This window comes from Phenylobacterium sp. RIFCSPHIGHO2_01_FULL_69_31 (genome assembly GCF_001824475.1).
GTDB lineage: Bacteria > Pseudomonadota > Alphaproteobacteria > Caulobacterales > Caulobacteraceae > Phenylobacterium.
The window spans coordinates 97,677-124,149 of sequence record NZ_MHXN01000042.1 but is presented as its reverse complement, the minus strand read 5'-3'; the positions used below and the strand labels follow the sequence as shown (position 1 = coordinate 124,149).

The 26,473-nt window shown below is 68.7% G+C and carries 17 protein-coding genes and 1 pseudogene; 11 read left to right on the top strand and 7 right to left on the bottom strand.

Translation table 11 applies throughout. From position 1 onward, the window contains the following. The first annotated feature begins 6 nt into the window (after positions 1–6). Complete coding sequence (locus A2790_RS21930) at positions 7–3,981, top strand: hypothetical protein (protein WP_293396458.1); 3,975 nt, start codon at positions 7–9, stop codon at positions 3,979–3,981. Positions 3,982–4,480: 499 nt separating this feature from the next. Here A2790_RS21930 and A2790_RS21925 read toward each other — a convergent pair whose 3' ends face one another. The 4 genes from A2790_RS21925 to A2790_RS21910 are packed head-to-tail and all read right to left on the bottom strand — an operon-like array spanning position 4,481 to position 10,334. Continuing rightward, entirely contained in the window at positions 4,481–6,343 is a 1,863-nt protein-coding gene (locus tag A2790_RS21925) for an adenylate/guanylate cyclase domain-containing protein (protein WP_293396455.1), read from the bottom strand. 3 nt (positions 6,344–6,346) lie between these two features. Beyond that, positions 6,347–7,177 carry a phosphodiesterase gene (locus A2790_RS21920; protein ID WP_293396453.1) on the bottom strand — a complete coding sequence of 277 codons (831 nt, stop codon included), beginning with the start codon at positions 7,175–7,177 and terminating at the stop codon, positions 6,347–6,349. Positions 7,178–7,229: 52 nt separating this feature from the next. Next, entirely contained in the window at positions 7,230–8,663 is a 1,434-nt protein-coding gene (locus A2790_RS21915) for an aldehyde dehydrogenase family protein (RefSeq protein ID WP_293396450.1), read from the bottom strand. Between the two features lie 24 nt (positions 8,664–8,687). After that, positions 8,688–10,334: an acetolactate synthase large subunit gene (locus A2790_RS21910; protein WP_293396447.1), complete on the bottom strand. Its 1,647-nt coding sequence runs from the start codon at positions 10,332–10,334 to the stop codon at positions 8,688–8,690. Positions 10,335–10,512: 178 nt separating this feature from the next. Here A2790_RS21910 and gdhA point away from each other — a divergent pair, with 178 nt between their 5' ends. Further along, positions 10,513–11,871, top strand: coding sequence for an NADP-specific glutamate dehydrogenase (gene gdhA, locus A2790_RS21905; RefSeq protein ID WP_293396444.1), 1,359 nt, complete (start codon positions 10,513–10,515; stop codon positions 11,869–11,871). 72 nt (positions 11,872–11,943) lie between these two features. Here the strand turns inward: gdhA and A2790_RS21900 are convergent, their stop codons facing one another. The 3 genes from A2790_RS21900 to A2790_RS21890 form a co-directional block, all read right to left on the bottom strand. Beyond that, positions 11,944–13,800 (bottom strand): cytochrome c3 family protein, encoded by a 1,857-nt coding sequence (locus A2790_RS21900; protein WP_293396441.1) that lies wholly within the window; start codon positions 13,798–13,800, stop codon positions 11,944–11,946. 4 nt (positions 13,801–13,804) lie between these two features. Next, on the bottom strand, positions 13,805–14,587 hold the full coding sequence (locus A2790_RS21895) for a hypothetical protein (protein ID WP_293396438.1): 783 nt from the start codon (positions 14,585–14,587) through the stop codon (positions 13,805–13,807). A gap of 102 nt (positions 14,588–14,689) precedes the next feature. Next, positions 14,690–17,146: a cyclic nucleotide-binding domain-containing protein gene (locus A2790_RS21890; RefSeq protein WP_293396435.1), complete on the bottom strand. Its 2,457-nt coding sequence runs from the start codon at positions 17,144–17,146 to the stop codon at positions 14,690–14,692. A gap of 130 nt (positions 17,147–17,276) precedes the next feature. Here A2790_RS21890 and A2790_RS21885 point away from each other — a divergent pair, with 130 nt between their 5' ends. From A2790_RS21885 to A2790_RS21845, 9 genes and pseudogenes are all read left to right on the top strand, one after another. Beyond that, a complete protein-coding gene (locus A2790_RS21885; protein WP_293396432.1) occupies positions 17,277–19,244 on the top strand; it encodes a heme lyase CcmF/NrfE family subunit in 1,968 nt (655 codons plus the stop codon). Beyond that, positions 19,241–19,777 carry a DsbE family thiol:disulfide interchange protein gene (locus tag A2790_RS21880; protein ID WP_293396429.1) on the top strand — a complete coding sequence of 179 codons (537 nt, stop codon included), beginning with the start codon at positions 19,241–19,243 and terminating at the stop codon, positions 19,775–19,777. The genes A2790_RS21885 and A2790_RS21880 overlap by 4 nt, the downstream gene beginning before the upstream one ends. Then, positions 19,774–20,256, top strand: coding sequence for a cytochrome c-type biogenesis protein (locus A2790_RS21875; RefSeq protein ID WP_293396426.1), 483 nt, complete (start codon positions 19,774–19,776; stop codon positions 20,254–20,256). Before A2790_RS21880 ends, A2790_RS21875 begins: the two co-directional genes overlap by 4 nt. Then, positions 20,257–21,468 carry a c-type cytochrome biogenesis protein CcmI gene (ccmI, locus tag A2790_RS21870; RefSeq protein ID WP_293396423.1) on the top strand — a complete coding sequence of 404 codons (1,212 nt, stop codon included), beginning with the start codon at positions 20,257–20,259 and terminating at the stop codon, positions 21,466–21,468. Continuing rightward, complete coding sequence (locus A2790_RS21865; RefSeq protein ID WP_293396420.1) at positions 21,468–22,604, top strand: ATP-binding protein; 1,137 nt, start codon at positions 21,468–21,470, stop codon at positions 22,602–22,604. Before ccmI ends, A2790_RS21865 begins: the two co-directional genes overlap by 1 nt. 83 nt (positions 22,605–22,687) lie before the next feature. Then, on the top strand, positions 22,688–23,389 hold the full coding sequence (phoU, locus tag A2790_RS21860) for a phosphate signaling complex protein PhoU (protein WP_068879350.1): 702 nt from the start codon (positions 22,688–22,690) through the stop codon (positions 23,387–23,389). Continuing rightward, positions 23,386–24,075 carry a phosphate regulon transcriptional regulator PhoB gene (phoB, locus tag A2790_RS21855; RefSeq protein ID WP_068879349.1) on the top strand — a complete coding sequence of 230 codons (690 nt, stop codon included), beginning with the start codon at positions 23,386–23,388 and terminating at the stop codon, positions 24,073–24,075. The genes phoU and phoB overlap by 4 nt, the downstream gene beginning before the upstream one ends. A 76-nt stretch (positions 24,076–24,151) precedes the next feature. Next, a pseudogene (locus A2790_RS21850) lies at positions 24,152–24,892 on the top strand (UDP-2,3-diacylglucosamine diphosphatase); the annotation flags it as partial. A 466-nt stretch (positions 24,893–25,358) separates the two neighbouring features. Continuing rightward, positions 25,359–26,411: a PstS family phosphate ABC transporter substrate-binding protein gene (locus A2790_RS21845; protein ID WP_293396410.1), complete on the top strand. Its 1,053-nt coding sequence runs from the start codon at positions 25,359–25,361 to the stop codon at positions 26,409–26,411. The last annotated feature ends 62 nt before the right edge of the window (positions 26,412–26,473 follow it).

Sequence of the window (26,473 nt, the reverse complement as noted above, 5' to 3'; positions counted from 1 at the left end):
GGCAAGATGCTGAAATTCGGGACAAACTGGCTGAGGACGGGAGCGCTGATCGCAGCGACTCTGCTCGCGCCCCTGTCCCTGAAGGCCAGCGAGGCCGAGAAGCCGGTGGCCCGCAAGTACGTCGCCGCCGCGCCAGCCAAGCTGGGCATGACGGACGCCGAGGTCGATCGCGACAGCGCCGGCTGCGTCTCCTGCCACACCGACAGCGACGCCAAGACGATGCACATGTCCCAGGCGGTGAAGCTGGGCTGCGCGTCCTGCCACGGCGGCGACGCCGGCGTGATCGCGCCCGCCGGCCTGGCGAAGACGGCGCCCCAGTACGTCGCCCTGCGCGACCGGGCCCACGTGCTGCCGCGCTATCCGAAGACCTGGCACTATCCCAGCTCGGCCAATCCCAAGCAGAGCTACACGCTCCTGAACAAGGAGGAGCCGGAGTACATCCGCTTCGTGAACCCCTCGGACTACCGGGTGGCGCGCCAGGCCTGCGGCGCCTGCCACATGGAGCTGATCGAGAAGGCGGAGCGATCGCTGATGGCGACGGGCGCCATGTTCTTCGGCGGCGCGTCTTACAACAACGGGATCCTGCCGTTTAAGAACTACGTCCTGGGGGAGGCCTACACGGCTCACGGCGAGCCGGCCCGGCTGCTGTCGCCCGGAAACCCGCCTGGCACGGTGACGCCGGAACAAGCCAAGCGCGGCGCGCTGCCGACCCTCTATCCGGCGCCCACCTGGCAGGTGACGCCGCCTGGGGACATTTTCCGTGTGTTCGAGCGCGGCGGCCGCAACATCAACAGCCAGTTCGCCGAGGTGGGCCTGCCCAACGCCAACGGCCAGATCCAACGCCTGGAGGAGCCTGGGCGGCCGGACATCCGTCAGTCGAACCGCGGGCCCGGCACCGGGCTTCGCGCGGCGATCCCGCTGCTCAACATCCACAAGACGCGCCTGAACGACCCCTTCACCTGGTTCCTGGGGACCAACGACCAGCCGGGCGACTACCGCTCGTCGGGCTGCGCCTCGTGCCACGTGGTCTACGCCAACAACCGCCAGCCGCACGCGAGTTCGACCTGGGCCCAGTTCGGACGCGACGGCCAGAGCGCGCAGGCGGATCCGACGATCCCGAAGGACGAGCCGGGACACCCGATCAAGCACGCGTTCACGCGCGCGATCCCCACGGCCCAGTGCATGAACTGCCACATGCACCAGCCGAACATGTTCGTGAACACCTACCTCGGCTACACGATGTGGGACTACGAGGCCGACGCGCCGTTCATGTGGCCGGAGCGGCAGAAGTACCCGACCTCGGAAGAGATGCGAAAGGTCCTGAACCGCAATCCCGAGGGCGCGGCGCCACGGGGCAAGTGGGCAGACCTCGACTTCCTGCGCAACGTCTTCGGCCTCAACAAGAAGCTCAAGGACACCCAGTTCGCCGACTACCATGGCCACGGCTGGAACTTCCGCGCTGTGTTCAAGCGCAACCGCGACGGCGAGTTGCTGGACAAGGACGGCGCGGTCATCGCCAACGACGATCCGGAGAAGTTCCACAAGGCCGGCGCCCCTGAGTTCACGCCCGTGGGCGAGAACGCGCCGGGCAAGGCGGTCCACATGATGGACATCCATGCCGAGAAGGGCATGCAGTGCGCCGACTGCCACTTCAGCCAGGACAGCCACGGCTCGGGGCTGATCATGGGCGAGGTGGCCAATGCGGTGGAGATCCGCTGCAAGGACTGCCACGGCACCTCGTCGGCCTATCCGACCCTGCGCACCTCGGGCCCGGCCGCCGATCCGAAAGGCAACGACCTGTCCCTGCTGCGCAACCCGGACGGCCAGCGCCGATTCGAGTGGGTGGAGCGCGACGGTCGCCAGGTCCTGATCCAGCGCTCGCTGCTGGATCCGAAGCTGGAATGGCGGGTGAAGCTGACCAAGGACACGGTCGACCGCACCTCGCCCGACTTCAACGCCAAGTCGGCGCGCGCCAAGCTGATGGGCAAAATCAGCAAGGATGGCCGGCCGTTCACGTGGGGACCGGGCGTCGATCCGGCGAACCGGGCCCACAACGACGACGAGATGGAATGCTTCGCCTGCCACACCTCGTGGACCACGGCGTGCGCGGGCTGCCACCTGCCCATCGAGGCGAACTGGAAGACCACGACCCACAAGTACGAGGGCGAGGAGACCCGGAACTACGCGACCTACAATCCCCAGGTCGCCCGGGACGACATGTACCAGTTGGGGGTCCACTCCACGACCAAGGGCTCGACCATCGCCCCGGTGCGTTCGTCCTCGGCCCTGGTGCTGTCCTCGACCAACGTGAACCGCGAGCGGATCTACGTGCAGCAGCCGCCGATCGCCGCCTCGGGCTTTTCCAGCCAGGCCTTCGCGCCGCACTTCCCGCACACGGTGCGGACGACCGAGACCAAGACCTGCTCGGACTGCCACGTGAGCGCGGCCAACGACAACAACGCGATCATGGCCCAGCTCCTGCTGCTGGGGACCAACTTCGTGAACTTCGTGGGCCTGAACGCCTGGGTCGGCCTGGAGGACGGCATCGAGGCGGTGCGCGTCTCCGAATGGAGCGAGCCGCAGGCGGTGTTCGGCTCGTACCTGCACCGGTACGCCTATCCCGACTTCTACAAGCTGCACGTGGACCAGAATAAGCGCGAGCTGAAGAACTGGGTGCGCGGCAAGCCCTTCGTGAAGGGCGTCTCGGGCGGCGAGGAGGACAGCGCCGAGGAGATCTCGAACTTCGTCTCCAAGACCGACGGGGCGGCCCGCTGCCTGCAGCTGCGCGGCGAGTACATGTTCGTGGCCGAAGGGAAGGGCGGCTTCCGGGTGTTCGACGCCGCCAGCGTGGCCAACAAGGGCGTCTCCCAGCGGGTCGTCTCGGCGCCGTTCTCGCCTCTGGGCCACAACACCCACGTGCCGTCGAAGAACGCCACCTGCATGGCCCTGCCCACCAACCAGAACATCGCCCCGCTGCGGAACGAGGCGATGCAGAAGATGATGGTCAAGGACGCCGTCACGGGCGCCGACGTCAGCCTGCTTCAGGCCAACCAGGAGCAGACGTTCCACCCGCTCTATTCCTACGCCGTCGTGACCGACAGCGAGGAGGGGCTGATCCTCGTCAACGTGAACACCCTGGCCGACGGTGAGCCGCGCAACAACAAGCTGAAGCGGGCGGCGACCTGGAACGCCGGTGGGGTGCTGAAGGGCGCCCGCCACATCACCCTGGGCGGCCACTATGCCTATATCGCCGCCGACGCCGGCCTGGTGGTCGTGGACCTGAACGATCCGCTGAAGCCGCGGCACGTGACCACCGTGTCCCTGCCGGACGTGCGCGGGTCGGCGCTGCAGTTCCGCTACCTCTGGGTCACCACGGCCCGGGGCCTGGAGGTCCTTGACGTCACCAAGCTCGACCAGCCGAAGCTCGTGGAGGGCGCGACCGTGCCGCTGGTGGACGCTCGCCGCGTCTATGTGGCCCGCACCTTCGCCTATGTGGCGGCCAAAAAGGACGGCCTGGTCATCGTCGATGTGAAGAATCCCGAGCGGCCGCGCCTCTACCAGAAGTTCGATGCGGGCGGTGCGCTGAACGACGCCGAGGACGTGGTGGTCGCCTCGACCAACGCCTCCCTGTTCGCCTATGTCGCCGACGGGCGGAACGGGGTGAAGGTGCTGCAACTGATCAGCCCCTCCAGCCAACCCAACTTCTACGGCTTCTCGCCGCCGCCGAAGCCCGAACTGATCGCCTGGGCCCGCACGCCGTCGCCGGCGCTGGCGCTGTCCAAGGGCCTGGATCGCGACCGGGCCGTGGACGAGACCGGCGGCCAGATGGCCATCTTCGGCCGCCTGGGCTCGCGGCCATTCACCCGGCCCGAGATGGAACGCTTTTTCACCGACCAGTGGGGCCGCCCGTACCGCGTGAGCGACGAGGTCGACATGGCCGGCTGGCTGGGTCCGCGGACGACGGGCCAGGCGGATCGGTAGGGACCCGCAGCGATCGAGAAGCCATCCGGCCTGACGCCGAAAGCAGAGGCCGCCAACCTCCGCGACGGTTGGGCTAGAATCATTTGCTCCACCCCAGTCGTCATCCCGGGCGTAGCGCTCGCCAGAGCGCGGAGACCCGAGACCCAGCAGACGCCACCTAGAAGCTGCGCCACGATGAATGACGTAATCCGCGTCACGGCTTAGCTTTCGTTGATGGTCGGGCACGGCGCGAAAGGCGCTGGCGGTGAGACTGGAAGCTGCAGCTGATCGAGGCCAAGAATCCTGAATGGCGCGATCTATCCGGCCCCTAGTTCTAGGAGCCGGAAGGACCGCTGTCGTGGCTGCAGCGCCCTCAGGCGAGCGTCGGCGGCGGTGTGGCTGGGTCCCGGGTCTGCGCGCTCTGGCGAGCGCTCCGCCCGGGCTGACGAAAGGGGGAGGGCGTGAGTGTCCCCCCCTGACTGAGATCGAGCGCGCACCACCACTACGGCGGGGTCTTGCGTCAGGCCGCCTCGATCCGGGTCGTGTAGGCGGGGATCGGCACCGGGACGCCCTTGAGGTCGATCTCGCCGACGGCTTCGATGGGCACGTCTTTGCGGGCCAGCTTCAGGGTGTCGGCGCTGAAGAGGATGCGGGTGCCGAAGGTCTTGTTGGCGGCCTCGAGGCGGGCGGCGATGACCACCACCTCGCCGTAGGCGGTGTAGTTGAAGCGGCGTTCGCCGCCGAAGTTGCCGACGAGGCCGATGCCCGACGACAGGCCCATGCGCGTGTAGCCGAACTTGATGCCGCGGGCGATCATCCGCTCGCGGATCTCCAGGGCGTAGAGGTCGATCTCCCGGGCGCAGGCGATGGCGCGGTCGGCGTGGTCGTTGGAGGCCACGGGCGCCCCGAAGATCGCGATGATCCCGTCGCCGGTCATCTTGTCGATCATCGCCTCGTGCTTCCACAGGATGTCGATGACGCCGTCGAAGTACTCGTTGATCACCTCGGAGAAGGTGTCGAGGGGCAGGGTGGCCACGAGGGTGGAGAAGTTCTCCAGGTCCGAGATCATCACGGTGATCTCGCGCTCCTCGGCGCCGATCTTCACCTCCTCGCGGCCGTCGACCATGCGGTCGATCACCTGCGGGGCGAGATAGCGCTCCAGCGTCGAGGAGTAGAACGCCCGCTGGTTCTGCAGCTCGGCCGCGGCGAGACGGCTGAGGATGAAGAAGCCGAAGGCGAAGCCCAGCAGCGGGCTGGTCATCGGCACCATCAGGGCCAGGCGCTCGTAGAAGACGAAGGCGCTGACCAGCAGGGTGGCGGCGCCCAACAGCACGATCCCCACGGAGATCCACCAGCGCTGGGTGGACCGGCCGAGCAGGGCGCCCGCCAAGGCCGCCACGACGGTCATGAGGGCGTCCCACACCGCGCCGGGCCGGATGATGCGGTCGCCGGCCAGCATCTGCGACAGGGCATGGACGTGGACCTCGACCCCCGGGGTGCCCTGGGTGTGCCCCTGGCGGAAGCGTAAGGGCGTGGTGTGCATGTCCTCCTTGGGCGTGCTCGAATCCTCGGTGGCGGCCCGGGTGACGCTGCCGATGAAGGCGATCTTGTCCTTGAGCAGGGCGTCGGGGAGCACGGGCACGAAGGCCGCGGAATAGGAGGGGCCGATGGCGCCCGCGTTCTCGGCCGCCACCTCCGGGTCAGGTTGGCGGTAGCGGATGTCGAAGGGCGTCGTCGGCCAGGTCTTGTCCGAGACGGACATGGCGACCCGGGTGGCGAAGGCCGGATACTGGCTGGGCCGCGGGTCGTAGCGCCGGATGACGTCGTCGAAGTCGATGTGCATCAAGGCCCGGGCGTCGGAGTAGAGCACCTTCTTGGAGACCGGGAAGTCCACGCCCGGCGTGCGCGCGGGATCGACGACGGCGATCAGCGGGGCCTTCACGCCGGCGATCCGCCGCTCGAAGTCCTGGAACTCCTCGGGCGAGGACCAGGTGTCGAGCAGATAGTCGACGGCGATGGCCTTCACGCCCTTGGAGTCCAGGCTGGCGATGAGGTCGCCCAGCCAGGCCTTGTCGATGGGCGCGAGGCAATGGCACTCCGAGGCCTCGCTCATGGCCTCGGTCGCGGCGTCGTCCATCTTGACGATGACGAATTCGCGCTGCGGCGGCGGGGCACCCCAGGCCAGCCGGAAATCGTAGGTGAGGTTTTCCACGAAACGGAGGGGCAGGGTGGTGCTGAGCCAGAGGGCTGCGCCGGCCGCCACCGCCGCGACCACGAGGGTCACCAGGAAATCGGCGAACTTCTTGCCGCCCTTGGCTCGCAGCCGGGAAAGAAGGGCCAGGGTGCGGCCCACGACGCCCTTGCGCACAGCCCCCGGCGGCATGGCTCAGGCCAGCTTTCGGAAGGGGAAGTTGTAGGTCACGGCCGGGGCGTAATCGCCGGCCAGGCACATGTGGGTGGTGAGATTGCCGCCCTCGGACATCAGGAGCGCGTAGCCCGGCGGCTCTTCCACCAGGATCTCGCGGCCGTCCGGCACATGCATGTCGACCTCGGTGAGGTCGAGGGTGAGCTGGATCGAGGTAGCCGGGGCGGCCGACACCACGTGGCCGGCGAAGACGCCGTTGAAGGCGCGGTGGATGTGGCCGCACATCAGCACCTTCACCTGCTTGCGGCCGGTGAGCACCTGTTCGAGCCGGCCCAGCCAGGGCGAATTGGGGTCGGGGTCCATCCAGCGGATCCCGCTGGGGATGGGCGGGTGATGCAGCACGACGGCGGTCGGGCGATCGGGCGCCTCATCCAAGGTGCGGGCCAGCCACGCGGCGCGCGCCTCGTCGTACTCGCCGTCGTTGGGGCCATCCAGGGTGTCGCAGACGACCATCCGCATCTCGCCGAAGTCGACCGTGTACTGGACGAAGCCGTTCTCGTCGGTCTCGGCGCCGGGGCCGCTGAACTCGGCCAGGAAGCCCTCGCGGCTGTCGTGGTTGCCCATGGCGTAGAAGATCGGGATCTCGCTCTCGGCCATCAGCCGCTTGAGCTCGACGTATTCCTCGCGCTCACCCCGGTCGACGAGGTCGCCGCTGGCGATGATGGCGACGGGGCGCGGGCGCAGGCCGTGGATCGCCTGCATCACCTGACGCAGACGTTCCTCGTTCCGCCGTTGATTCAGCGGATCCTTCTCGGTCGTGACGTGCAGATCGGTGATCTGCGCAATGGTCATCAAGAGGCCGCCTCCCCGAGCAGCGCGCATACGCCCGTGTAGATACGCAACCTCAGCGGCGACGGATGACCAGATTGCGAATTTCCGTCATGTCCTCCATGGCGAAACGTACGCCTTCGCGGCCGAGTCCCGAATCCTTGACCCCGCCGTAGGGCATGTTGTCCACGCGGTAGCTGGGCACGTCGCCGATTACGACACCTCCTACGTCCAGGTGGTCCCACGCCTCGAGCATCTTGTAGAGGTCGCGCGTGAAAACGCCGGTCTGTAGACCAAACTTGGAGTCGTTCACCTCGTCGAGGGCATCTTTGAAGTTCGTGAACTTCGAGAGGATGGCGACCGGGCCGAAAGCCTCCTCCGCATAGAGGGCGGCCGAGCGGTCCACGCCCTCCAGCAGGGTGGCCTCCAGCATGGCGCCCTCGCGCTTGCCGCCGACCAGCAGCGTGGCGCCGCCGGCCACCGCCTGCTGGATCCAGCTGTCGAGGCGGCGGGCCTCCTTCTCGTCGATCATCGGGCCGACGAAGGTGGCCTCCTCGCGCGGATCGCCCGCCACAAGGGTCCTGGTCTTGGCCACCAGCCGGTCGCGCAGTTCGTCGTAGATCGACGCGTGGATGATGATCCGCTGCACGCCGATGCAGGACTGGCCCGACTGGTAGAAGGCGCCGAAGATGATGCGCTCGACGGCGTCGTCCAGGTCGGTGTCGGCGTCGACAACGACGGCGGCGTTGCCGCCGAGTTCCAGCACGACCTTCTTCTTGCCGGCCTTGGCCTTCAGGTCCCAGCCGACACCTGGCGAGCCGGTGAATGACAGGAGCTTCAGCCGCTCGTCGGTGGTGAAGAGGTCGGCGCCCTCGCGATGGGCCGGCAGGATCGAGAAGGCGCCCTTGGGCAGGTCGGTCTCGGCGAGCACCTCGCCGATGATGATGGCGCCCAGCGGCGTGCGCGAGGCGGGTTTCATCACGAAGGGGCAGCCCACGGCCAGGGCCGGGGCGATCTTGTGGGCGGCCAGGTTGAGCGGGAAGTTGAAGGGCGAGATGAAGGAGCAGGGGCCGATGGGCACCCGCTTCCACATGCCCTGGTAGCCCTTGGCGCGCGGCGAGATGTCCAGCGGCTGGACCTCGCCCGTCATCCGCACCGACTCCTCGGCGGCGATGCGGAAGGTGTCGATCAGGCGCGTGACCTCGCCGCGGGCGTCGCGGATCGGCTTGCCGGCCTCGATGCAGAGGGCGAAGGCCAGCTCGTCGAACCGCTCCTGGAAGCGCTTCACGCAGTGGGCCAGCACCTCCTGCCGGGCATAGGCGGGCAGGCGGGCCATGGGCTCGGCCGCTTCGACGCAGGCGGCGATGCCCGCGTCGATGGTCTTGGCGTCGGCCTGGGCCACCCGCGTCGCCACCTTGCCCGTGTATTTGTCCGTGACCTCCAGATCGAGGTTCGGGGTCTGGGCCTCATTGGCGAGGTAGAGCGGATACGAGTCCTTGAGGGCGGTCATGTGGGAATCCTCGGGCGCCGCCGGTCAGAGCGCGGCGCTCAGTTCCTTGATCTGCTTGTTCAGGATCGCGTCGTTGTCGGAATAGTCCACCGGGCAGTCGATGAGGTTCACCCCGGGCGTGTCCAGGCACTGCTTCAGCAACTCGGGCAGGTGCGAGGCGCTCTCCACCCGGTAGCCGTTGGCGCCGTAGGCCTTGGCGTACTCCACGAAGTCGGGGTTGCCGTAGGTGAGGCCCCAGTCCTTGAAGCCCATGTTCGCCTGCTTCCAGCGGATCATGCCGTAGCTGTTGTCGTTGAGGATCAGGACGGTGATGTTCAGCTTCAGGCGGACGGCGGTCTCCATCTCCTGGCTGTTCATCATGAAGCCGCCGTCGCCGCAGATCGCCATGACCTTGCGGTTCGGATAGACCATGTTCGAGGCCATGGCCGAGGGCAGGCCCGCGCCCATGGTGGCCAGGGCGTTGTCCAGCAGGACGGTGTTGGGCGCCCGCGCCGGATAGTTCCGGGCGAACCAGATCTTATAGACCCCGTTGTCGAGGCAGATGATGCCGTCGTCCGGCATCGCCTTGCGGATCTGGGCCACGAGGTACTGCGGGTAGATCGGGAAGCGCATGTCCTTGTCGGACTTGGCGGTGTGCTCGACCTCGGCCGCGCGGGCCTTGAACATGGCCGAGAAGTCCCAACCCGTCTGGGGCAGGATGTCTTCCTTGATCTGCCAGATGGCGTTGCCGATGTCGCCGATCACCTCGTACTGCGGGAAGTAGACCGGATCGACCTCGGCCGAGCGGAAGTTGATGTGGATCACCTCCGTGCCGCCGGGCTGCATGAAGAACGGCGGCTTCTCGATCACGTCATGGCCGACGTTGATGATCAGGTCGGCGGCGCCGATGGCCCGGTGCACGAAGTCGCCGGCCGACAGGGCCGCGCAGCCGAGGAACTTGGGGCTCAACTCGTCGACCACGCCCTTGCCGAGCTGGGTGGAGACGAACGGAATGCCGGTCTTCTCGATGAACTGCGAGAGCATCCGGCTGGTCATGGTGCGGTTGGCGCCGGCGCCGATCACCAGGATGGGGGACTTGGCCTGCTCGATGCGCTTGGCCGCGGCGCGAATCGACTTCTCGTCGGCCACCGGGCGGCGGGCGTTGCTCTTGGGGAACGGCTTCGACTCGGTCTGCTCGTCGGCCACGTCCTCGGGGAACTCGATGTGGACCGCGCCGGGTTTCTCCTCCTGGGCCAGGCGGAAGGCTTCGCGTACGCGGCTGGGGATGTTGTCGGCCGACGCCAGCTGGTGCGTGTACTTGGTCAGCGGCTTCATCATGTCGACGACGTCGAGGATCTGGAACCGACCCTGCTTGGACTTCTTGATGGGCTTCTGGCCGGTCAGCATCATCATCGGCATGCCGCCGAGCTGGGCGTAGGCGGCGGCGGTGACGAAGTTGGTGGCGCCCGGGCCCAGGGTGGCGACGCACACGCCGGCCTTGCCCGTGTGCCGGCCATAGGTGGCGGCCATGAAGCCCGCGCCCTGTTCGTGGCGGGTCAGGATCAGCTTGATCTTCGTGGACCGGGACAGGCTGTCCAGGAAGTCCAGGTTTTCCTCGCCCGGAACCCCGAAGACGTGCTCGACGCCCTCTTCTTCCAGGCATTGTACGAACAGATCAGACGCTTTCGTCATGACTTATAGCCCCCATCCAGCGGGGGAGTTGTCGCAAATTCCAGGCTCTTGTGAAGGGGCAAAGAAGAGGGCGCGGGTTTGCGTCCGCAAATGCGCTTAGCCCGTACGGATTTCGAAGCTAAGCTTCTTAAGGGAAGAGCCGCCGGGGCGAGGGTCGCGCCGGAGCATGGGGGACCACATGGCAGTAACCGATCACGTCGACCTGAACGGGTTCATCGAGGGCGTGAAGCGCCGCAACCCGGGCCAGCCGGAATTCGTCCAGGCGGTCACCGAGGTGGCCGAGGACATCTTCGACTTCATCCAGGACAAGGAAGCCTATCACAAGGCCCAGATCCTGCGCCGCATCGCCGAGCCGGACCGCGTGATCAGCTTCCGCGTCTGCTGGCAGGACGACAAGGGCGACATCCGGGTGCAGCGCGCCTGGCGTGTGCAGAACAACAACGCCATCGGCCCCTACAAGGGCGGCATCCGCTTCCACCCCTCGGTGACCGAAAGCGTCCTGAAGTTCCTGGCGTTCGAACAGACCTTCAAGAATGCGCTCACCGGCCTGCCCATGGGCGGGGGCAAGGGCGGCTCGAACTTCAATCCGAAGGGCAAGTCGGATGGCGAGGTCATGCGCTTCTGCCAGAGCCTGATGACCGAGCTCTACCGCTACGTCGGCGCCGACGTGGACGTGCCGGCCGGGGACATCGGCGTGGGCGCGCGCGAGATCGGCTATATGTTCGGCCAGTACAAGCGGATCACGAACGAATTCACCGGCGTGCTGACCGGCAAGGGGCTGGAGTACGGCGGCTCGCTGATCCGCACCGAGGCCACGGGCTACGGCGCCACCTACTTCCTGCAGAACATGCTGAAGACCCAAGGCAAGGACATCGCGGGCCACACGGTGGTGATCTCGGGGTCCGGCAACGTCGCCACCCATGCGGCCGAGAAGTGCACGCAGCTGGGCGGCAAGGTCGTGACGCTCTCGGACTCCGAAGGCTTCGTCTATGACCCCGACGGCTTCACCCAGGAGAAGATCGACTGGGTGAAGGACCTCAAGAACAAGCGCCGGGGCCGCATCTCGGAGTACGCCAAGGAATTCAAGGGCGCCGAGTTCCACGTGGGCAAGACGCCCTGGGGCGTGCCTTGCCAGCTGGCGCTGCCGTGCGCGACGCAGAACGAACTGCTGGGCGACGATGCCCGGACGCTGGTGGGCAACGGCTGCATCGGGGTGTCGGAAGGCGCCAACATGCCGACCAACCTGGAGGGCGTGCACGTCTTCAAGGACGCGCAGATCCTCTATGCGCCAGGCAAGGCGGCCAACGCCGGCGGCGTCGCGGTCTCCGGCCTGGAGATGAGCCAGAACTCGGCCCGCATCTCCTGGAAGGAAGAGGAGCTGCAGCGCCTGCTGATCGACATCATGGCGGGCATCCACTCGAGCTGCCTGGAGTACGGCGGCCGGCCGGGGTCGAAGATTCCCGACTATGTGAAGGGCGCCAACATCGCAGGCTTCAAGAAGGTCGCCGACGCGATGCTGGCCTTCGGGGTGGTCTGAACCCCGTCACGATCTGACGATGCGAACGCCGCTCCGGTCGCCCGGGGCGGCGTTTTTGCTGAGATCAGGCCGTCAGGCGCCGGCCGCCCGGCGGGCCAGGGCCTCGGTCCACCGCAGGGTCTCCAGCGGCGGATGGCCGGGCTTCGGCGTGGCCTGACCGGGCTTGTGGAAGCTATGGCAGGTCGTGCAGTCGGCGTCGTCGGCCGCGGCGATCTGGGCCGTGGTCTTGCCGTGGCAGGCGCCGCACTTGGCCAGGTCCGGGATCAGGACGTCGCCGGACTTGTCGGAGGTCTGGGCGCGGTGGCAGTCGGCGCATTCGAACCCGCCCTTCTTGGACTCGCCCGGGCCGCCGTGCTCGGGCACGCCGTGGTCGAAAGCGCCGCGCGGGAGATACCTGGAGGCCAGGCTGACGGGCGCCAGCTGCACTGTGTCGCCGGCCCAGGTGACCGTGTGGCAGTCGTAGCAGGCGCCGCCGCGCGAGAAGGTGGCGCGGTAGGCGCCGGCCCCGCTGGCGGCGAACGCGCTGGGGCGGATGGTTCCCGGCCGCGCCCGGTCTGTGCCGGCCGGCGCCGCGACGGAGCGGCCCGCGAGGGTGGCGATCACCTTGTTCACGTCGCCGTGGGGCAGGTTGCGCAGTTCGCCGCCGACCCGGGCGAAGGCAAGGCTGTGGCAGTCGCCGCAGTCGCGCTCCATCTCGATCGGCAGGAAGGTCTTTCCCGTGGCGTCCCGGCGGTGGCACGAGGCGCACTCCAGCGCCGCGCCGTAGCCGGCGGCCTTGCCCAGGCCGATGGCCTGGCGGGCCACGCCGCCCAGCGGGTCGAGGTGGAGCCGGTGCGGGAAGTTCAGGCCGTTGCGCTCCTGCGGCGCGGTATCCAGGGCCACGCGCTGGAACTTGGGCGCAGAGCCGGGTTCGGTCATCACCAGGGGGCGGAAGCCGGGGTGCTTGCTCCAGTCGGGCGTGTCGATGAGGCCAGTCTTCGGCAGCCGCATCTTCAGCTCGCTGTGACAGCTCTCGCAGTCCTGGACCACCACCAGCTTGGGCTTGTCGCTGAGCGGCGCCGAGGGCGGGCCGCCCTTGGCCGGCGTGTGCTCGATATGGCAGCTCGCGCACCGGTCGGTGGGATGGTTGAAGGCGCGCTGGACCAGCACGTTGACCTTGGCCCCGAGGCCCGGGGGCAGGGGCGTCGATTTCACCAGGTCGGCGTGCGGCGCATGCTCGGCCACGAGGCGCGGTTCGAACGGGCTGCCCAGTCGCTTGGCGGTCGCCAGCGCCATGGGCGCCTTGTCCGGCGCGGCGGCGTGGCAGGTGAGGCAGGCCTCGTCCCGCACGGCCACGAAGGCGTTGGTGTGGCAGGACTTGCAGTCCTTGGCCATGAAGGCGTGAGCCTTGGAAAGGGGGCCCGTCGACCACTGCTCGTCCGGGTGGATCTTCGGGTTCGACATGAACAGCACGAAGATCATCGGGAACGCCAGGCACAGCAGGAAGATGCCGCTGCCGAGCACCCAGGCCATGTTGCGCCGGCCGAACACCTTGGCCTGCAGCGAGAAGACGCTGGGGCTGGCGTGATGTTCGTCGTCGTCGCGGACGACGGTCACGCCCGCGCTATCGTCGTCGGCCGGCTCGAAGGCGAGGGTATAGGCGCCGAAGCGGACGACAGGGCGGCTGGCGACGTTGAGTTCCGCGCCCTGCACCTGCCGCCCGCCGAGGTCGAAGGGCAGACCGCTGACGGACTCGATGCTGATGCGGCCGGGGCCCGAGAAGCGCATCCGCGCATGGGTCGGATCGACCGACAGGTCGGCCAGCACGATGTCGTTGGCGCTTGCGCGGCCGATCGACAGCTCGGGCTTCTCCACCGTCCGCTCGCGCACGATGGGGTCGCCGCCGCCGGCGCGCTGGGTGATCAGCTTGAGGTGGAATTCCTGGGCCACCGGCTCACCAGTACGTAAAGACGCTGACGATGTGCGCGGTGAGCGCCGCCAGCAGGGCGAAGGTGGCGGGGATGTGCACGAACAGCCATCCCTCAAGGAGGGCGGTGATCTGCATCTGGCGCCGGGCGAGGCCCAGCACATCGGCCTTCTGCTGCAGCACCGTCTCGATCTTCTCCAGGGCGTCGGCCTGGCGCGGATCGGCGGGCGCGGGCAGGGCTTTCACCTGGCGCAGGGCCCGGCTCGTGGCGCAGTTCCCGTAGGCGCCGGTGAGGCGTCGCCAGAAGCTGCCGCCGAGTTCGGTTTCCTCGAGCGACAGGCGGACCACCTGGGCGCCCGCGCGGTCGAGCGGCAGCGCCAGGTCGTGGAGCTGCTTGTCCAGGCTCTCCAACGCCTCCAGCATCTGCTTGCGGGTGGTCTCGCCGCGGTTGCCGTGCAGCCGCTGGGGCAGGGTGGCGTAGGCCCAGATGCCCAGGGCGCCCGAGGCGATGACCAGCATCATCAGGGAATAGGCGAGGGTGTGGACGTTCCAGCCGAACTGGAAACCCGTGTGCAGCGTGGCCAGCACGATGAGCGACAGGCCCAGGTAGACGTGGGCCGAGACCCAGGCCTTGAGCGAATAGTGGCCCGCGGTGATGACCCGCTTGCGCACGCCCAGGCAGGCCAGCCAGACGATCAGGCCGGCGCTGACTACGCCCAGGATGTAGCCCAGCCAGCTGCCGCCGTTGGGCGGTTCGGCAAGACGGGCGGCCACAAAGAAATAGATCGCCACCGCCACAAGGCAGATCAACGATGCGATCTGCGCCCAACGGAATCCCTTGTGACGCAGGAACCCCTCATGGGTCCGCTGCCTCACGCGCTCGGTATGATGCCCCCCAACCTGCGTCACGTGTCAGCCCGCGCCCCTGTCGATACGCGCCACCGAGAGGAAGGCGTCGGGTGAGACCCGGATCGCCGCCCCCGTCGGGCAGGCCCGCACGCAGGCCGGTCCGCCGGCCTTGCCCGAGCACATGTCGCATTTGATCGCCAGTTTCGGCGATTCGCCGCCGGCGCCGCCCTTGGAGGCCTTCTTACGCCATTCGTAGTCCGGCTGGCCCGGGCCGGGGCCCTTGCCGAACAGCATCCACTCCCAGAGCTTGGGCTTGGGCGGCGGCGGCTTGTCCATCTGGATCACGCCGTAGGGGCAGGCCCGCTGGCAGTTGCCGCAGCCGATGCAGGTGTCGGAGATGAACACCTCGCCGTCCGGCCCCCGCCGGATCGCGTTCGGCGGGCAGTCGCTCATGCAGTGCGGGTGCTCGCAGTGGCGGCAGGACGTCGGCACGTGGATGTTGGCGAAGGTAGTGCCCGCCTCGCGATTCAGGCGGCTCAGGCCGTCGTGGCTATCGGCGCAGGCCTTCTCACAGTTGTCGCAGCCGACGCAGAGGCTCTCGTCGATCAGCAGCACGTCGGTGGCCTCGCCGATGCCCTGCTTGATCAGGAAGTTGGCGACCGAGGAGTACATGTCGACGGCGCCGCCGAACTCCTCCTTCTGTTCCTCGATGAAGGCGTTGATCTCGCGGCGCGCCTTCATCTCGTCGTACATGCGCTTGGCGAGCTCGGGCTTGCGGGCCAGCAGCCGCCGGAACGGATCGGCCGGCAGCTTCACGACCGTCGAGCGGATCGCGGCCTTCACGGTGGCCACCCGCGGCGCACGCTCGATCATCGCCATCTCGCCCGAGTACGAGCCGGCCGGGACGTAGGACATGAAGACGGGCTTCCCGCCCAGGTTCTTCTCCACGATCATGGAGCCGGAGCGGATGATGTAGAGGTCGTCCGAGACGTCGCCCTCGTTGATGATCGCCTGGCCGGGCTTCACGTCCATGACCTCGGCGCCCGCCAGCACCTCCTGGATGTCGGCGGGGGTGAGGCCCGACTTGAAGATCTGCAGGACCTGCCGCTCGCTGGTGATGCGGTTCACCGTGTCGCGGGCTTCCGGCACCTGGGCCATCAGCTTCAGGGCGGCCATACGCGGGATTTCGACGCAGATCGTCGGCTCGGCAGCGCGGATCGTCGCGCCGCGCTTGCGCCCTGAGATCAGGCCGACCTCGCCGAAGATCGAGCCTTCGCCGATCGGCACCGTGATGTTGGGGTTCGAGGGATCGACCTCGACCTTCACCGAGCCCTCGGCGATCCCGAACAGCGAGGACCCCTGGTCGTTGCGGATGAAGATCGCCTCGTCGGGCTTGTAAGCCCGGACCTCGGAGTCGAGCAGGAACTCCCGCATCTGCAGGGGGGACAGGCCGTTCAGGATCTCGACCCGGCTGCGCAGGAACTCCAGCCATTCCGACACCGACCGGCGGCCGGGGAGGCCCTGCAGCTTTTCCTTCAGCAGGGGTTCGTCGGCGGGCTCCAGGTCGGTGACGCCGCTGATGAACTCCACCACGTCGAAGCCCTGGTTCATGCAGTGCTTGATCAGCGGATAGCCGGCCAGGGCGCCGATGACATAGATGCCGGGCTTGGTTGTCTCGAAGGTGGGCGAAAGGGCCGGGAAGGCCGAAGGCGACTCGCTGGCGAAGGCGATACCGCAGCTTTCGACGAACTTGCGCGGCGGCGAGGCGCCCATCCGGGCGATGATCCGGTCGCACTTGTAGCGGGACGAGCCCTGCGGGGTCTCGACCGTGATCCAGCCCGGCTCGACCAGCACGGGGGAGGTCTCGGTCATGATGGTCATGCGCCCGGCGTCGCGGGCGGCCATCAGGTTGTCGACGTTGGCCTTCTTGGCGCGGGCGAAGTCGGCCGAGCGGTTCAGGATGGTGACGGTATTGCCCTGGGCGGGGTCGGCGGCGAGGCCCAGCGCGTTCTCGATGCCCGCGTCGCCCGAGCCCACCACGAAGATGTGCTCGTCGGTATATTCGCCCGGGTCGTCCAGCTGGTACTGCACGTGGGGCAGCCCTGCGCCGTCGCAACGCATCAGGTTCGGATTGCCCTGGGTGCCGATGGCCAGGACGATGTTCTCCGCCTGGATCTGCCCGCCCTTGGTGAGCTCGATGGTGAAGGCGCCCTTTTCGCCCGTGATGGCCTTGGCCTCGGCGTTGAAGCGGACGTTCACGCCCGCCGCCTTCACGTCCTCGTTCCACTGGGCGAGTATCTTCTCGCGCTTGCCGGCGTCGAATTCGCAGTCGGCGCGCAGGACCAGCACCGACGGCGTCGCCATCACGTGCTTGCCCTTCTGGTAGCGGAAGATCGTGTCGGAGAGGTGGTCGGTCTTCTCCAGAAGGACATGGCTGATGCCCTTCTTCGCGGCATGAGCAGCCGCGCTCATTCCGGCAGGACCCGATCCGACGATCGCGATCTTGTAGACTTCCGCCATTAACCTACGCCCCCAGCGGCTTTTGGCCGCCGACCCCTACGCCTTCAAGGCACTCCCTGGCACACTAACATTTCCGATCTGCGCCGAACGCGCTACCACGCGCCGCAGGTCCGAGGGGAGCACAAAGTCCATGTTGGCGGAAGTCGGTCAGTTCGCGCTGATCCTCGCCCTGCTGCTGTCGCTGGTCCAATCGGGCGCGCCGCTCTGGGGCGCGCACAGGGGCGACGGTGTGCTGATGGCGGTGGGCCGGCAGGCGGCGCTGCTGCAGGGCGGTTTCGTCAGCCTGGCCTTCGTGTGCCTGGCCTGGGCCTACGTCACCTGCGACTTCTCCGTGGCCCTGGTGGCGCGGCACAGTCACACGACCCAGCCCCTGGCCTACAGATTCGCCGCCACCTGGGGCAGCCACGAAGGCTCCATGCTGCTCTGGGTGCTGATCCTCGCCATCTACGGCGCGGGCGTGGCGTTCTTTGGGGGCACGCTGCGCGAGACGCTGCAGGCGAGGGTGCTTGGCGTTCAGGGCGTGCTGGGCGCGGCCTTCCTGGGCTTCCTCCTCTTCACCTCGAACCCGTTCCTGCGGCTGTCGCCGGCGCCGGCGGAGGGGACCGAGCTCAATCCGCTGCTCCAGGACCCGGGGCTCGTGATGCACCCGCCGCTGCTCTACCTGGGCTATGTGGGCTTCTCGGTGGCCTTCTGTTTCGCCGTCGCCGCGCTCATCGAGGGCCGTGTGGACGCGGCGTGGGCGCGCTGGGTGCGGCCGTGGGTGCTGGCCGCCTGGATCCCGCTCACCGCCGGCATCACCCTGGGCAGCGCCTGGGCCTATTACGAGCTGGGCTGGGGCGGCTGGTGGTTCTGGGACCCGGTGGAGAACGCCTCGCTGATGCCGTGGCTGCTGGGCACGGCCCTGCTGCACTCGGCGCTGGTGCTGGAGCGCAGAGGGGCCCTGGTCAGCTGGACGATCCTGCTGGCGATCCTGACCTTCTCGCTGAGCCTGGTGGGCACCTTCCTGGTCCGCTCGGGCATCCTGACCAGCGTCCACGCCTTCGCCGTCGACCCGCAGCGGGGCGTCTACATCCTGGGCATCCTCGCGGCGACCACGGGGCTGTCGCTGGCGCTCTACAGCTGGCGGGCGCCGGCGATCCGCTCGGGCGCCCTGTTCCAGCCGCTCTCGCGGGAAGGGGGAATCACTCTCAACAACCTCTTCCTGACCGCCCTCACGGCCACGGTGTTCCTGGGCACCTTCAGCCCGGTGTTCATCGAGATGATCAACGGCGACAAGATCTCGGTCGGGCCGCCGTACTACGCCAAGACCTTCTCGCCGCTCGCCGTGCCGCTGCTGTTCCTCGTGGTGTTCGGCCCGATGCTCAACTGGAAGCGGGACGAGGCGCGCAAGGTGTTCGACCGCGTCCGCATCCCGGCCATCGTCGCCGGCCTGGTCCTCCTGGTCGCGCTGCCGTTCGGGGGGCTGAAGGGCGTGGCGACCGCGGGCGGGCTCGCGCTCTCCGCCTGGCTGATCCTGGGCAGCGTCTGGATCCTGGGACGCCGGTGGTGGTCGGGCCGGGCCTACCTCGGCCGGGCGATCCGCACCACGCCGCGCTCCATCGTCGGGCTGGTGACGGCGCATGCCGGGCTGGGGCTCCTGACCCTGGGCATCACCGGGGTCACCGCCTGGGATTCCGACAAGGTGCTGAACATGAAGGTCGGCGACAGCGTCGCCTTCGCCGGCCGCACCCTAACCCTGACCGACTACGACATCGTGGAGGGGCCCAACTACCAGGCCAAGCGAGCCCAGTTCGCGGTCAAGGGCCCCATGGGCGCCTATGACCTGCGCAGCGAGAAGCGGTGGTATCCGTCCGCCCAGTCGCAGACCACCGAGGCGGGCATCCGGGTCGGCCCGCTGGGCAACCTCTACGTCTCGGTGGGCGAGGAGTCGGAGGCGGGCGTCATCGTGCGCCTCTGGGACCATCCCCTGATCGTCTGGATCTGGATCGGCGGGTTCGTGATGTCCGCCGGCGGGGCGGTGTCGCTCAGCGACCGCCGCGTGCGGGTCGGCGCGGCCGTGAAGACCCTGCCCGTGGGCCAGCCGGTGGCGGCGGAATGAAGCGGCTGCTGTTCATCCTGCCGGTCGTCGGGTTCCTGATCCTGCTGGGCGTGTTCTTCGTCGGCCTCGGACGCGACCCCCGCGCCCTGCCATCGGCCTTCATCGGCAAGCCGCTGCCGGCGTTCACCACCGCGCCGCTTCGGCCGGGAGACCAGGGCCTGTCCAACACCGACTTCCAGCGGGGCGAGCCGGTGCTGCTGAACGTGTTCGCCTCCTGGTGCGGGCCCTGCCGGGTGGAGCACCCGGTGCTGATGCGCCTGCGCCAAGAGGGCGTGGCGATCCACGGGCTGGACTGGAAGGAAGACGCCGCCGCCGGAGCCCAATGGCTGGCGGAGCGGGGCGATCCCTACATCCGCGCGGGCAACGACCAGACCGGCCGGACGGGCATCGAGTTCGGGGTGGCCGGCGTGCCCGAGACGTTCGTCATCGATAAGCAGGGCCGCGTCCGCTATCGCCACGTGGGCGCCCTGACCCCCGACGACTGGGAACGGAAGGTCGGCCCGCTGATGGAACAGCTGAGGAAGGAACCGTGAGGCGCCTCATCTCCCTCGCCGTCGCCTTCGCCCTGCTGGCCGGTCCGGCGGGCGCGGTGAATCCCGACGAACAGCTGGCCGATCCGGCGCTGGAAGCGCGCGCGCACAAGCTGTCGAAGGAGCTGCGCTGCGTCGTCTGCCAGAACCAGTCGATCGACGATTCGGACGCCACGCTCGCCCGCGACCTGCGCATCATCCTGCGCGAGCGGATCAGCGCGGGCGACACGGACAAGCAGGCGATGGACTTCATCGTCGCCCGCTACGGCAGTTTCGTGCAGCTGGAGCCGCCGATGCGGCTCGATACCCTGGCGCTGTGGTTCGGGCCTCTGGCCGTGCTGGCGCTGGGCGCCCTCGGGGCGGCGGTCTACATGCGGGGCCGCTCGCCGGCCCGGGCGGGCGACCTGACGCCCGAGGAAGAGGCCGAGCTGGCCGCGATGCTGAACGCCGACGACACCACCCGTCCTGATGGGGCCCGCTGAATGCTCTGGATGATCCTGACCCTGATGACGGTCCTGGCGGCCGTGGGCCTGGCCATCCCGCTGGTGCGCCGGCGCGACGCGGCCCGGGAGCGGCGCGCCGACGCGGTGAGCGTGCTCAAGGACCAGCTGGGCGAGATCGAGGCCCAGGCCGCGGCCGGCGCCCTGGCTCAGCCCGAGGCCGAGGCGCTGAAGACCGACCTCAAGCGCCGCGTCCTGGCCGAGGGGCGCAAGCCCGAGGCGCAGGCGCGGCCGCTGCCTGAGAAGACGCTGCTGGCGGTGGCGCTGGGGATCGTGGCGGTAGTCACGCTGGCGGGCACCGGGCTCTATCTGAAGATCGGCCGCCCCGACGTGCCGGGCGGCTCCGCCCTGAAGGCCGCCGGTCCCGCCGCCATGGCCACCACCGCCGAGGGGCACCCGCAGGGCGAGGTGGGCGCGATGATCGCCCAGCTCGAGGCCCAGATGCGCGAGCGGCCCGACAACGCCGAAGGCTGGCGGATGCTGGGCTGGTCGTACATGCAGACCGGACGCAACGCCGAGGCCGCCGAGGCCTACGGCAAGGCGGCGGCGCTGGACCCGGACAACGCCGAATATCTGTCGGCCCAGGGGGAAGCCACCGTGCTGGCCGCCGACGGGGCCGTGACGCCGGCGGCGGAGGCGATCTTCCGGCGCGCGGTGGGGGCCGACCCCGGCGATCCGCGCGCCCGCTACTACCTGGCTGTCGCAAAGGACCAACGTGGCGACCAGGAAGGCGCCATGAACGACTGGATCGCGCTGCTCAGGTCCGCGCCGCCGGACGCGCCCTGGGCGCTGGAAGTGCGGGCGTTCGTCGAGAAGGTCGCCGCCGATCGCAAGATCGACCTGGCCGGCCGACTGCCGCCGCTTCAGACGGCGCAGGCGCCCATGGGCGCTCCGCCGATGGGTTCCGCGCCCCGCGGCCCGACCCAGGAGCAGATGGCCGCGGCGCAGGACATGAGCGAGGGCGATCGCCAGCAGATGATCCAGGGCATGGTCTCGGGGCTGGCCGAGCGCCTGAAGCAGAACCCGAAGGACCGGGCGGGTTGGGAGCGCCTCATGCGGGCGCGCATGGTCCTGGGCCAGACCCGAGAGGCCGCGGCGGACTATCGCGACGCCAGCCGGGCCTTCGCCGGCTCGCCGGCCGACCAGCAGGCGCTGCGCAGCACGGCCCAGCAACTCGGCGTGCCGGTGGGCTGATGCCGGACCTGGAAAAGAACGGGGCGGGCGCGGCGGCGCCGCTGATTCTCGAACTGCTGCCGGAACCCGTGCTGGTGGTGCAGGGGGGCGATGGGGACGCGCCGGAGATCACCTATGGCAACCGCGCCGCCCGCGAGGTCTTCCGGATCGAGCTCGCCGGGGCGCCGCTGGGCGCGGCCCTGCGCCGGCCCGAAGTGCTGGAGACCATCGAGGCGGCGCTCGAATCCGGCGGGTCGGCCGAGGTGGCGTTCGAGACCATCGGGGTGCAGCCACGCTTCTGGCGCGCCTTCGCCCGGCCGCTGGCGACGGGGGAGGCGGGGCCGAACCAGCTGGTGGTGATGCTGCGCGACGAAACCGATGCACGCCGCACCGAGCGGATGCGCGCGGACTTCCTGGCCAACGCCAGCCACGAGCTGCGTACGCCGCTGGCGTCGCTGGCCGGCTTCGTCGAGACGCTGCGGACCCACGCCAAGGACGATCCGGAGGCGCGCGACAAGTTCTTGGGGATCATGGCCCAGCAGGCGACGCGGATGGCGCGCCTGGTGGACGACCTCCTGTCGCTCAGCCGCATCGAGCTGAACGAACACATCGCGCCGTCGGGCAAGGTGGACCTGGCGCGGACCATCCAGGACGTCTCCGACGCCATCAAGCCGCTGACGGCGGACCGGCAGGTGACCATCGCCACCAAGGTCGGCCGGGGGGTGGGTTCGGTGGTCGGCGACCGCGATCAGCTGGTGCAGGTGATCCAGAACCTCGTGGACAATGCGGTGAAATACACGCCGCCCGGCGGCAAGGTGACCGTCAGCCTGGAAGCTGCGCCCACGGTGGAGGCCGCGCGCGCCGCCAGCCGGTCCGGCGTGGGCCTGTCGCTGCTGTCGCCGGACGCCGCCGAGGGACAGACCTATGTGGTCCTGCGGGTCACCGACGATGGGCCGGGCATCGCGCGCCAGCATCTGCCGCGCCTTTCCGAGCGCTTCTACCGCGTCGAGGGGCAGCGCAGCGGCGGCACGGGCCTGGGCCTCGCCATCGTCAAGCACGTGGTCAACCGCCACCGCGGCGGCCTGATCATCGAGAGCGCCGAGGGCGAGGGCAGCACCTTCAGCGTCTATCTCCCGGCGGTCGCCCACGGTTCGTGACGACGGCGGCGGCCGAACGCCTTCGCTGTCGCAAAACTGTCGCGAGATCGCATTAGTTTGCACCGCAGCGAAATGAGGCCGCAGTGACACGTACCTACCAAGCCGAGTTGCGCCAGCTCGTCGCCGAGGTCATCCGCATGGGCGGCCTTGCCGAGGCGCAGGTGGTCGACGCCGTCGACGCGGTGGTGCGCCGGGACGTGCCCCTGGCCCAGGCCCTGATCGTCCGCGACCTGCGGCTCGACACCCTGCAGAGCGAGGTGGAGCGCCGGGCGCTGGACCTGATCGCCACGCACCAGCCGGGGCATGCGGACCTGCGCCGCGCGATCTCGACGCTGAAGCTGGCCATGAACCTCGAGCGCTGCGGCGACCTCGCGCGCAACATCGCCAAGCGCAGCCTGGTGCTGTCGGCCAGCGAGCCGCTGCTGCCGCTCACCGGCGCCATCGAGCGGATGGGCCGCCTGGTCTCGGCCCGCCTGCGCGAGGTGCTGGACGCCTATGCCGCCGGCGACGTGGAGCCGGCGCTGGACGTCTGGCGCCGTGACGGCGAAGTGGACGAACACTACGAGAGCCTGTTCCGCGAACTGCTCTCTCTGATGACCAATCATCCCGGCTCCGTGGCCGCCGGGGCCCACCTGCTGTTCATCGCCAAGAACCTGGAGCGCATCGGGGATCACGCGACCAACATCGCCGAGATCCTGCATTTCCAGATGACGGGCCAGGAACTGATCGGGGAGCGACCGAAGGTGAGCTTGCCGAACATCGAAGTGGAAGGCGTACAGCCGTGAACCCCTACGTACTGGTCGTCGAAGACGAAGACGCCCTGGCGACCCTGCTCGACTACAATCTCATGAAGGAAGGCTTCCGCGTTGAGCGGGCGGCCGACGGCGAGGAGGCGCTGCTTCGCGTGGCCGAGGAGCCGCCGGATCTCGTGGTGCTGGACTGGATGCTGCCGAAGGTCTCGGGCGTCGAGGTGTGCCGCCAGCTTCGGGCGGGCGCCGAGACCCGTCGCACGCCGGTGCTCATGCTCACCGCGCGAGGCGAGGAGGCCGACAAGGTCCGCGGCCTGGACACCGGCGCCGACGACTATGTGGTCAAGCCCTTTGCCATGAGCGAACTGGTGGCCCGCATCCGGGCTCTGCTGCGTCGCACGCGGCCGGAACTGGTCGACGAGCGGCTGGAGTACGCCGACCTGATCCTGGACCGCGGCCGCCACCGGGTGACCCGCTCGGGCCAGGACATCCACCTGGGCCCGACGGAATATCGCCTGCTGGACTTCCTGATGCAGCGGCCGGGCCGGGTGTTCAGCCGCGAACGCCTGCTGGACGCCGTCTGGGGCGCCAACACCTATGTGGAGGTCCGCACCGTCGACGTGCATGTGGGCCGGCTGCGCAAGGCGCTGCGCCTGCCGAACGCGCCGGATCTCATCCGCACCGTGCGCTCCGCCGGGTACGCCCTCGATACGGAGGGCTGACGGGCGGGCAGGGCGTCGCCGGTCTGTCACAGACTCGCCGGACGCTCGCCTGCGTCTTTCGCCGTTGGGGGCAGCGATGCACGAGACTTCCACCGCCGTCCGCTGCCGGGCGGCGTTCATCTCCGACATCCATCTCGGGACCAAGGGCTGCCAGGCCGAGCTCCTGCTGGAGTTCATCCGCGAGCTCGAGTGCGAGACGCTGTACCTGGTCGGCGACATCGTCGACGGCTGGAAGCTGCGCTCGGGCTGGCACTGGCCGCAGGCGCACAACGACGTGGTGCAGAAGATCCTGCGCCTGGCCCGCAAGGGCGTGAAGGTCGTCTACGTCCCCGGCAATCACGACGAGGTGGTCCGCGACTTCTGCGGCGTCCACTTCGGCGGCGTGATCGTGGCGCGCGACGCGATCCACGAGGCAGCGGACGGCAAGCGCTATCTCGTCACCCACGGCGACGAATTCGACGGGGTGGTGCAGAACGCCCGCTGGCTGGCGTTCCTCGGCGACTGGAGCTACCGGGCGCTGATCGCCCTCAATACCCACTTCAACCGGGTGCGCCGGATGATGGGCCTGGGCTACTGGAGCCTCTCGGCCTACCTCAAGCACAAGGTGAAGGACGCCGTGGCGTTCATCGACCAGTTCGAGGCCGCCATGGCGGAAGAGGCGCGCCGCCGCGGCGTCCACGGCGTGATCTGCGGCCACATCCACAAGGCCGAGATGCGCGACATCGACGGCATCGCCTATCTGAACGACGGCGACTGGGTCGAGAGCTGCACAGCCATCGTCGAGCGCTTCGACGGGACCTTCGAGGTCGTCCAGTGGCTGGACGCGCGCAAGGCGCTGATGGCCCAGCCGATTCCGCTTCGCCCCATCGCGGCGTAGGGCCGCCGACCTCTCGAAAAAGAAGGCCGCGACCGGGGGGCGGTCGCGGCCCGCGGCCTTCGGGGACGGCCGTCTGGAGAGATACGCGAGGGGTTTACTTCGCAGAACGCTAGCTGCGCCGCGTGTCGCGCCCGTGACGGTCCTGCGAAGACGAAAGAAAAGCCGTGCGGCCATCCGCATCGCCCGGGGCGCCGGGCCGCAATGGCCGTTCGTGGTTGGACGACGGAACCGTGACGCATTGTTCCGGTCGCCACTGTCGTGGAAGTGTCACACAAATGTAGTCAAAGGAGCGCCCCGGGGCCTTACACGGTGAGGCTCCACAGAAGTCACGAAAGCGTTGCAGCCGGCTCCTACTGAACCAAGCGAGCGATCGCCCGCTGCAGCCGATCCAGAGAATGGGACGACAATGAAAAAGCGGATTCTGTTTGGCGTTGCGGGCCTGGCGGCCCTGCTGAGCGCGTGCAGCCCGGGCGGCGACGCCAAGAAGGGTGACGCGCCGAAGGCCGCGGGCGGCTCGATCCTGTTGATCGACGGCTCCAGCACCGTCTATCCGATCTCGGAAGCCCTGGGCGAGGAGTTCCAGAAGGCGTCCGGCACGCGGGTGACCGTGGGCCTCTCGGGCACCGGCGGCGGCTTCAAGAAGTTCTGCCGCGGCGAGATCGACATCGCCGGCGCCTCGCGCCCGATCAAGGCCGAGGAGGTCAAGGCCTGCGCCGACGCCGGTGTCGAGTTCATCGAGCTGCCGGTGGCCCTCGACGCGCTGGCCGTCGTGGTCAACCCCGGCAACAAGTTCGTGGACTGCCTCACCGTCGACGAGCTGAAGAAGCTGTGGGAGCCCGCCGCCCAGGGCAAGGTCACGTCGTGGAAGCAGGTGCGCGCCTCGTTCCCCGATCAGCCGGTCAAGCTGTTCGGCGCCGGCACCGACTCGGGCACCTTCGACTACTTCACCAAGGCGGTGAACGGCGAAGAGGGCGCCTCGCGCGGCGACTACACGGCGACCGAGGACGACAACGTCACCATCAACGGCGTCTCGGGCGATGCGAACGCGCTTGGCTACCTGGGCCTCGCCTACGTCACGGAAAACGCCAGCAAGGTGAAGGCCGTGCCGATCCGGCAGAAGGACGGCAAGTGCGTGGCGCCGTCGGTCCAGGCCGCCCGCGACGCCAGCTACCAGCCGCTGTCGCGGCCGCTGTTCTATTACGTGAACAAGAAGTTCGCCGACGAGCGGCCGCACGTGCCCGCCTTCCTCAAGTTTGCCTTCACGGCGGGCGAGAGCGAGAAGCTGGTCGGCGAGGTCGGCTATGTTCCGCTGCCGACGCAGGCCTACGCCCTGGCCTTGGCCAAGGTCGACGCCCGCAAGACGGGCAGCTTCTTCGACGGCGGCTCCAAGGTCGGCGTGACGGTCGAGGAACTCTTGGCCGACGTGGGCCAGAAGCCGGTGGCGGCGGCCAAGCCCTAGCCGTAGAAACGGCCGGACTCCGGGGGCGCCACGTGCGTCCCCGGGGGCGGCTCTTGCGTGAC